The 9,531-nt window shown below is 68.2% G+C and carries 4 protein-coding genes; 2 read left to right on the top strand and 2 right to left on the bottom strand.

Annotated elements, in window-relative coordinates; genetic code table 11:
- Position 1 precedes the first annotated feature (1 nt).
- Positions 2 to 4,036, top strand: coding sequence for a S8 family peptidase (locus BKN51_RS08815; protein ID WP_233224175.1), 4,035 nt, complete (start codon positions 2 to 4; stop codon positions 4,034 to 4,036).
- Here the strand turns inward: BKN51_RS08815 and BKN51_RS08820 are convergent.
- Both BKN51_RS08820 and BKN51_RS08825 read right to left on the bottom strand, forming a co-directional pair.
- Positions 3,999 to 5,033: a helix-turn-helix domain-containing protein gene (locus BKN51_RS08820; RefSeq protein WP_101607164.1), complete on the bottom strand. Its 1,035-nt coding sequence runs from the start codon at positions 5,031 to 5,033 to the stop codon at positions 3,999 to 4,001. The genes BKN51_RS08815 and BKN51_RS08820 overlap by 38 nt on opposite strands.
- Before the next feature lie 120 nt (positions 5,034 to 5,153).
- Complete coding sequence (locus BKN51_RS08825) at positions 5,154 to 6,857, bottom strand: CocE/NonD family hydrolase (protein ID WP_158255818.1); 1,704 nt, start codon at positions 6,855 to 6,857, stop codon at positions 5,154 to 5,156.
- A 1,340-nt stretch (positions 6,858 to 8,197) separates the two neighbouring features.
- Here BKN51_RS08825 and BKN51_RS08830 point away from each other — a divergent pair.
- Entirely contained in the window at positions 8,198 to 9,490 is a 1,293-nt protein-coding gene (locus BKN51_RS08830; RefSeq protein WP_233224174.1) for a serine hydrolase domain-containing protein, read from the top strand.
- Positions 9,491 to 9,531: the final 41 nt, after the last annotated feature.

Below are 9,531 nucleotides of genomic sequence, written 5' to 3' on the forward strand. Positions count from 1 at the left end.
CTTGACGAGACGCCCACGGCACCCGTCGGCGATTCTGGCGGCCTCCGTACTGGTCGCCCTTTTCCCGCTACCGGTGACCACGACCGCCGCGACCGCTGCCCTGTCCGGACCCGCACCCGCCGCCGGGCGGCCGGACGTCCATCGCGTCACGTTGCTCACCGGCGACGTGGTGACCTACGAACGAGACGGCAGCGGGCACGGCACCGCTCAAGTCGAACCGGCGGTACGGCCGGACCGGCCGAGCCCGGCGTTCCAGATCACGACCACGCCCGAAGGCCTGATGGTGTATCCGTCGGACGCGCTTCCGTTCGTCGGCAAGGGACTGCTCGGCCGGGAACTGTTCAACGTCACCGCGCTCGTCGGAGACCGGCGTGACGACGCGGCGAGCGCCACGATCCCGGTCATCGTGGGTTACGCCGACCGAGCGGGTCTGTCCGCGCGGTCCTTGGACGCGAAGGCGAAGGCGCTCCCGCAAACCCGGCGGCCCACTCCGCTCGTCACGGCCAACGGGGTGGGAGTGCAGGTCAAGAAGGCGGGGACGGCCGAGTTCTGGCGTTCGCTCGTCGCGTTCGACCCAGGCGGGAAACCGGTGCTGAACCAAGGGATCTCGCAGGTCCGGCTGGACAGGAAGGTCCGGGTGGCGCTGGACAGGAGCACGGCCCAGGTCGGTGCGCCGTCGGCGTGGAGCGGCGGGTTGACCGGGAAGGGGACCACGGTCGCGGTGGTGGACACCGGGATCGACGAGAAACATCCCGATCTGGCGGGCAAGACGATCGCTTCGGCGGACTTCAGCGGAGAAGGCGACGTCGTGGACCGCCATGGCCACGGCACCCACTGCGCGTCGATCGTCGCCGGCACCGGCGCGGCCTCGGGCGGCCGGTACAAGGGCGTCGCACCGGACGCGAAACTGGTGGTGGCCAAGGTTTTCGACGCCTCCGGCGAGGGTGACACCGCACAGGTCATGGCCGGGATCGACTGGGCCGTCGCGCAGGGCGCGAAGATCGTGAACCTCAGCCTCGGCGCCGGAGTCAGCGATGGAGCCGACCCGTTGAGCGAACAGATCGACACGCTTTCGGCGAAGTCGGGCACGTTGTTCGTGGTCGCGGCCGGGAACTCCGGGCCGGGCGACCGGACGGTCACGACGCCGGGGGCGGCGACCTCCGCGCTCACGGTCGGGGCGGTCGGCAGGGACAACGCGATCGCGTGGTTCAGCAGCCGCGGCCCGCGCCTGCGGGACGCCGCGGTCAAGCCGGAGATCACCGCGCCGGGCGTCGGGATCGTCGCCGCCCGGGCCGGGGACACGGCGATGGGCGAGCCGGTGGACGACTCCTACACCGCGGCGTCGGGCACTTCGATGGCGACACCGCACGTCGCGGGCGCCGCGGCAATCCTGCTGCAGCAGCAGCCTGGGATCACCTGGCGGGAACTGAAGAACACGCTCGTCACCACGGCCAAGGACGTCGGCCTCCGGTGGTACGAGCAGGGAGCCGGACTCCTCGACGTCGCGCGGGCCGTCTCGCAGAAGGCGACCGGTACCGCGGTCGCGAGCTTCGGCCGTAACGAGCGGGCGGCGAACAGCGCGGCGCAGGTCGTCCGGCAGCTGTCTTACACCAACACCGGGGACCGGCCGCTGGCACTGAACCTGAAGCTGACCGTGCAGCCCTGGGACGGCGGCGCCAAGCCGGTCACCGGGATGCGGCTGGCGAAGACGGACCTGTCGATCCCGCCGAAGTCCAGCACCACCGTCGACCTCGCCGTGGACCCGCGTGAAGGGGCGGCGGGCGTCTACGGCGGCGCGGTGGTGGCCACGACCACGGACGGAGCCAATTCCGTCCGGACGGCCGTGAGCACCTACAACGCGGCCGAGTTGTTCCCGGTGACGATCCGGGTGCGGGACTCGGCGGGTGGTCCGGCTCAGGTCGCGTCGGCCCAGCTGATCGACGACGCGGCCGGTGCGGGTAACCGCAACGACCCGTTCCTCGACCAGGTCAGCCAGCAGATCGGCCTGGTCGACGGGGTCGGCCGGGTGCTCGTGCCCGCCGGTCGCTATTCGGCACTCGGCTGGGTGATGGAGCGCGGGCTGGCGGTGCGTCGCTGGTCGGCGATGAGCGCGACCCAGGTCTCGGTCACGGCCCCGGCCGAGATCACGCTGAACGCGGCGAGCGCCGTCCCGGTGGGGCTGGTCACGCCCACCCCCACCGACCTGCGGGACCGCACGGTGATGCTGCGGCGCGTGATCCCCGGCGGAGCGGGAGTGAACGGCTTCGTCGGCGAAGCCGGGCTGACCGCGGGCTCGGGCTGGGACGTGCGCGTGACCCCCGCGGCGGCCACCTCGGCAGGCGCGATTTCGCTGCAGGACAGCGCGACGCTGTCCCAGACCGCGGTCGAGATGCGGGCCATCGGTGGCTCGCTCGCGTTGAATCCCGCTTACGACGTGCCGACGTTGACGGCGAAGTCGCCCGGTGAACGCACGCTGCCGGTCGTGTTCGGCGGCGCGGGTGTCGGAAGTGATCTCGCCGGTCTGGACGTCCGCGGAAAGGCGGTCCTGGTGCGGATCCCGGTCCAACCCGGGTCGCCGGACCCGGTGGGCGGCGTCTCCACCGGCATCGCGAACGCGGCACGCGCGGTGGCCGCCGCGGGCGGGGCGGCGATGATCCCGTACGCCGGTTCACCGGGTTCGCTGAGTGTTCCGGGGCTCAGCAGTGCGGTGGTGCCGACCCTGTCCCTCGGCTGGGACGAAGGAGAGGCGCTGCGTGCCGCGGGTGCGGTCTCGGTGCGGTTGCTGGTGCGCGCGGCCCCGGACGCGATGTACAACCTCAGCTACCTCGACGCCAACGGGGTGCCGAAGGACCTCGTCCGGCGTGTCGACCCGAAGTCGCTGGTCGCCACGAGGACCGGCTACCAGGCCGAAAAGCCGGGGCTGACCGGGCAGAAGAACTGGTACGCCTTCCCGACCGGCCTGTGGAAGACGCAGGCGGTGCAGGGCACCAAGATCCCGGTGCCGGGCACGTGGACCGAGTACACCGGCCCGGCGAACGATCGGCTGGTCTGGAAACGGGTGGTCACCCTGTCCGGCACCGACATCGCGGGCCGTCGTGCGGCGCTGAGCATGAACGCGCAGAACATCTACCGCGCGGGTGAGCGGTCGAGGCCGGACGAGTACTGGTTCCGCGCACCGATGCACAGCGGGTCGGTCGAACTGCCGTCCGACCATCCGGCTCGCTATCCGGCGACGGCCACCGGCTGGGCGGCGCTGTGCTCGCTGTGCCGCGGCGGCACGGACCCCGACCTGTTCGTCCCCGCGGTGCAGTGGATGGACGGCTCGTCCGGTGCCGGCTCGGGCGGGCACTACACGAATCCGTACGAGAACGCGCGGTACTTCGCGACGACCACGGTGCGGTTGTACCGGGACGGGACCGAGATCCCACGCTCCAATGTGGACGATCCGCTCGCGCTCGTCCCGGTGTTCCGGCTCGCGCCCGTTCCCGCCACGTACCGGCTGGACGTGACCGACGTGATGCCCGGCCAGGCACAGGTCGGTGCCCCGAGCGGAGTGCTGTTCCAGAACGCGCCGCGGACCGACACGTCGTGGACGTTCGCTTCGGCACGATCCACCGCCGCGTCACCGCTCGGGTTCAACTGCTACGAATCGGGCAGCGCGTGTTCCTTCCAGCCGCTCATCCAGCTGGACCACCGGCTGCCGCTGGACCTCGGCGGCCGGGCACCGGCGGGGCGCCCGTTCACCTTCGAGGTGTTCGCCGGGTCGCACAGTGGTGCACGGGGCGGCGGGCCGGTGACGCAGCTGCGGGTCTCGTCGTCGACGGACGGCGGGCGGACCTGGACGGCGGCGGCCGCCCGGCCGAACGGGACCGGGCTGTGGTCGGTGACGGTGACGCACCCGCAACTCGCGGCGACCGACGGGGCCGTCTGGCTGCGTGCGGACGCACGGGACGCTTCCGGAAACACCGTGACGCAGACGGTCCAACAGGCCTACGCGCTCACGGACGTGGCGAAGGTGAATCCGCGCCTTCGGTGACGCCCTCCTCACGCGGGGGCCGGGTCGCGGGCAGGGTGACCCAACCCCTGGTGGCGACCTGAAGCCCGGCCTGGAACCGGGTGGTCGCGCCGAGCGCGGTCATGAGGTCGCGGAGGCGTCGCTGGAAGGTCCGGTAGCTCATGCCGAGCTGTTTGGCGATGCTCCGGTCGGGCAGCCCGGTGGTGAGCAAGGCGAGCAGGCGGGCGTCGTCGGAAGGCGCGACGTCCGCCTGCTCGGCCGAGCCGGGCAGGTACAGCGGAAGTCCTTTCTGCCAAAGGAAGGTAAAGACGGCGCTGAGCGCGTCGAGCAGGGCGCACGGATGGATCACCAGTGCGGTGTCGACTTCGGGGAGATCGGAACGCAGCGGCACCAGGCCGATCCGCTGGTCGATCACGATCATCTTCAGCGGGGCGGAGGTGACCACGCGGGCCTCCTCACCGAGGGCGAGGCCCGCCTCGAGGTCGGATGACAGGTCGTGCAGTTCCAGCGCGCTGCGCTCGTAGACCCCGCGAAACCGCACACCCCGGCCGAGGAGATCACGTTCGGCGGGATGCAGCACACTCGGCGTTCGCGCGTAAGGCGGTTTGTCGACGAAGGCGACCTCCTGCTCGGCCGAGCGCAGCAGTTGATCGGTCCGGTCGGCGATGAGGGCGTTCCCGTGGATCACCTCGATGAGATCGACCGGGCGTTGACCGGACGTCGCCCGGTACCGCTCGCGCAGCCTGTCGGCGACCAGCCGCGCACTCGCGAGTTCCTGCTCCTTCTGCCGGAGCATCGCCTCCAGCGCGATCTCCGGCCGCACCGCCGAATATGCCTCCGCCGGGCCGGGAAGCTTGGTGAGCAACCCTTTTCCGGTCAGCAGGCGCAGAACCCGAAGCAGTCGCTGGTGAGGTACTCCGGTTCGTTGCCGGATTTCGGCGACGGTCATCGAACCGGTGCCGGCGAAAGCATCGTAGACGTCGACGTCGATTTCACTCAGGCCGATGATGTCCAGCACTTGCTCTCCCGCCGCAGGCGCGGTCGCTTTCACCCGACCATACCGTCTTCGACCGGTAAAAGGGACCGCGCCTCATCGCGGGAGTGGGTCAACGGCGGCTTGATCAGTGCCGGATTGTCCTCACGTTCGCGCGGCGATGGGAATGGTGATGCAGGAGGGCTGGTCCACCGTGCTCGAAATGGTGAGCGTGGTGGCGTCCGCGTTGGCGTCGGCGAGGAATTTGTCCTTGGTGTCCACGACGAGTCGCAGGAAACGCCCGGCGCGGATGAGGTAATCGGTCAGTTGGAAAGGTATGTCGATCGTCACCGGAACGCCTGGTTCACGATCGAGGATGGAGTAGGCGGCGCTGGTGATGATGCGGTCGAAGTTCTTGCCCGGGGGGATGGTGAAGGGTTCCGCGGTCGCGTCGAACAGGTACGCGACGACGGTCGCGTCCTTGTTCTGCGGTGTCACCGTGAGCCGCATCCGCACTTCGCCGCTGATGCGCTGGTCGTCGCCGAAGGGCGGGCAACTCCAGATCGCGGCGTTCTTCCTGGAGATGTTCCTGGTGCCGTAGCGGCGGAACTGGGCGAGGCGTTCGCTGATTCCCCTCTGTATCAAGGTGTCGGCTATCTCGGCCGAGGTCTCCTCGATCTGGACGGTGTGGCTCCAGGAGGATCCGGTCCCTTGGGGGTCGAGGCCGCCGTCGGTATCGGGACTGGGGGCGTGGAGGTGGAACGGCACCGGCGCGTTGGTGAAGTCCTCCCAGGTGCGGTAGCGATGCGCGTCGGCGTAGGGATAGGGCATCGTCTCCACGACGACGGGATCGGTCTCCTGCTCGCCCTCGTCCCGCAGGTGCAGGTCGAACCAGTTCATGGCGGCGACGGTGGGTCTGCTGTACTCACCGGCGAGGCCGGTGCCCTCGGCGTTGCCGTGGTCGCCGACCTGGACGATGAGTTTCTTGGAACCGACGGTCAGGCTGTTGAAGAGATCCACCACGCTGTTGTTCGAGAAAATGGTTTCGTGCCAATAAGTGCAGAGCAGGATCGCCAGGTCCGGCCGGTTCAGTTCGTCGAGGAACTCGGGTTGGATCGGTGAGCGCTTGTCGGCGAAGGCCCGCAGCTGTCCGATCTCGACGTTGTCGGCGATGTGCTGGAAGACCTGTTCGGTTTCGGCGTTCAGCCTGCTCACCCCCGGCATCGGATCGGGCTGCGGCTGAGGCGGGAAGGAGGGGAGGGACGGTGGGCCCGGCCAGGTCTGGAACAGGCCTCGGAGCGCGTGGAAGGCTTTGATGTGCCTGGTCTCGTTCTCGTAGAGCGATTTGAACAGGTCGCCCCACGCGCTCATGGCGACGACCGCCTTCACCCGCTTGTCCTTGGCGGCGATCAGAAGACTCTGGCCCGCTCCATACGAGGCGCCTGCCATGCCGACGCGACTCAGGTCGGCCGCCTGGATGTGCTCGGAAACCCAGTCGATCACCGCCGTTCCATCCGCCTGATCACGCGGGCCGGCGACGTCGATCTTCCCGCCGGAGTGGGAAAGGCCGCGCTCGCTGTAGGCGACGACGACGTATCCTTTCGCCGCGAGATTGGCCATGAAGCCTTTCTTCAACAGAGGATAGAATACGGCGTAGGCCCGCCAGCCGATCGGCGCCAAGGGTGCGGGCAGGACGATCAAAGGATATTCTGCGGGCTGGGCATTATCCGGCAAGGCGACGCAGGCATCGAGTTCCACGGCCCTTCCGGGAAATTCGGGGTCTTCGGCTACTTCGATCTTGACGGGATGGAAAGAAACCGGGATATCAGCCGTGGGTATTGTGCCGAATACCGCATCGAAATCGGACAAGAGTTTCCCCTTCGCTTCGTCACGCCCGTTCGAACCGAGAACTCCCATACTGGTCGGTGCTCGTCGCGACGGGCAAGGAACCGTTCGGGTGGCTTGCCGGTCAACGGCCAAGAGTGTCTTCGCAGGGTGGTAATAACATTAATCGGTGTCGACCCGACCTGTTCCTGAAATAGATCGAGACGTGGATGAGGTCGTGGTGGCGGCCGGTGAGGTTGGCTTGGTTCGCGACTCGCCGCCGCACGCGCGGCCTCGGGGCGACCGGAGGCGGGATCGGCCTGATGCCGTGCGAACAACGACAGCGAGGTCGAGGATCTTGCCGTTCTTGTCGAAAAGTTCGTTCCGGACAGGTCGAGCCCGCCGTCGATCCGGATGCCGCTCGCCGCTCACGATCATCCGGCGGCGTGGCCTTGGCGCAGCACCTGCCCGCCTGTGAGTGCTGTGAGTGGCCTCGATCGGCGGCCGGCGGCCGTCGATCCGAAGTCGACGGCGGGATGAAGCCTTCGAGAACGAGAAACGACACATCGCCGTCGGTTTCCGAATCGCGCGAGCGCCTGTTTACCAACGGGCGAACCGATCGGCAAGCGACGATCGTCGTGTCACCGGCGCCGGCCATTCCGTTACAGGCAACCGGGTGAATATGAGAATTTCCGTTCTTTGCAAGGCTCGGAAAGATCGAAAGTCCACCGAAACCGGGTGTTTTCCGGGGTTGCACGGCCCGGTGCACGTGCGGACGGCCGTGCTGCCCGAATCGTGGGAGTTCGATCAGGCAAGATCAAAATGCTGTTTTCGCAGTTAATGGCGCTGCGGACGGGAAGATGATGTTCCGTGCGTGCCATCGTTTGATATTTCGAGTTTGAGCCGTCGTGGCGGTGGGAACCAGCAAGCGCGGCCACTGAAGCGGTCTCCGTCATCAGGCGGCCTGAACAGGGAAAATTCGAAGAGAGGGGCTTTGCTTGATTGTTCTGCCGGGCTCGGTGGTCCGGCAGCTGAAACATCTCGGCTTCACCACTTCTTCACGCATCCGGCGATCGACGGGTGTGTTACTTCGACTACGCCTGCCGCGACCGTGATGCGCGCCACCATTTCAATGCGTGGAGCGAATTGACAGCGGTTCAAGAAATTGTTCCGGCGATCTAGTCACCTTGCGTCACGCGGGAGGCTTTTCGGTCGATCGCCGCTTCCCACCTTTGGCGGTACAGACGATCTCGGGCGCCCGGCACCGTGATGTTTCCGGCCCACTGTGGACATGAGCCACGGGGCAGGGGGGCAAAGATCGTGACGCGGGACAAAGAACCGCGGTCATCACTCATGAGTTCGTGTCGAATATGGAGGATCGAGTCATGACGCCTGTGCAGGAAAACTACGACTGTTCGAGCCGATATCCGGTGACAACGGGGCAGCTTCAAGATGTCCTGGCCCGGCTGGCCTGTTCGTACGGTGTACCGGGGGCCCAGCTCGCGATGCTGCGCGACGGCCTGAAAACAGTGGTCCAGACCGGTGTCGAACATCAGGACAGACGGAGACCGATGGACACGGCTTCCGCCGTGCCGATCGGTTCGATCACCAAACTGGCCACCGCGACGGTCGCGATGGTGCTCGTCGCGGACGACGACCTCGAACTCGACCAGCCCGCCGGTGAGGTGCTGGGTGTCACCGGGCTCGACGACCGGTTCACGCCACGGCGCCTGCTGAGCCATACCAGCGGCCTGCCCTCCGATCCGGCCGACGTCACCGCGGCGTGCCTGCGCGAGATCCGCGCGGCGGACCCGGTGTGCCCGCCGGGTTCCGCGTTCTCCTATTCGAATCTGGGCTACTCGCTCGTCGGCTCGCTGATCGAAGCCGTGACCGGGATGACCTGGCGCGAAGCCGTCGAGGCGATACTCCTGCGCCCGTTGGGGATCGAGCCCGCGTACGCGGACAGTCCCCGGACGGTTTCCGGGCACGCCACCGGACCCGGCGGCGCCCGGCCGGTCGAACAGGCCTTGCCGCCGCTGCTCGAACCCGCCGGCGCCCTGGCGCTCAGCGCCGACGACCTCGTCGAACTCGGCCGGGTGCACCTGGGGAAGCCCGGCCTGCTCGACGTCGTGACCGCCGCGGACATGCACGGACGGATCCCCGGCGCCGAACCGTTCGGTCTCGCCGACGGCTGGGGTCTCGGCATCGCCCATTACGACGGCGAAGACGACGTCTGGCTCGGCCACGACGGCACCGCCGACGGCACTTCGTGTCACTTGAGGATCGATCAGGCCGGTGCCTGCGTGGTCGCGTTCACCGCGAACGGCGCCGCGGGCACCCGGATGTGGCAGGACCTGATCACCGAACTTCGCGCGCTGGGCTTGGAACTCCCCGCGCAGCGCCCTCCGGCGACGACCCGGCCGGTCCCGATCCCGGCCGGTGACTTCGGCACCTACCGCAACGGCGCCATCGACTACACGATCCAAGGCGACGAGAACGGCGGCGCGATTCTCGTCGTCGACGGTGAGATCTTCCCCGAGCTCACGCTCCACGACGACGCCACCATCGCGGTCCGCGACCCGGCCACCGGTGATGCGACGCCTTGCGGCCGGTTGCGCGGCGCGCCCGGCAAGGCGACCGCGATCGAGGTCGGCGGCCGTCTCGCCGGACGTCGCTGACGCGTTTCCTCCACCCCGTCCCCTTTGCCCATTTCGGTGGG

The organism is Amycolatopsis sp. BJA-103 (assembly GCF_002849735.1).
Classification (GTDB): Bacteria; Actinomycetota; Actinomycetes; order Mycobacteriales; family Pseudonocardiaceae; genus Amycolatopsis.

Bases quoted from the DNA above. Each gene is read 5' to 3' on its own strand.
- BKN51_RS08830 (WP_233224174.1), top strand. From the start codon at position 8,198: ATGACGCCTGTGCAGGAAAACTACGACTGTTCGAGCCGATATCCGGTG.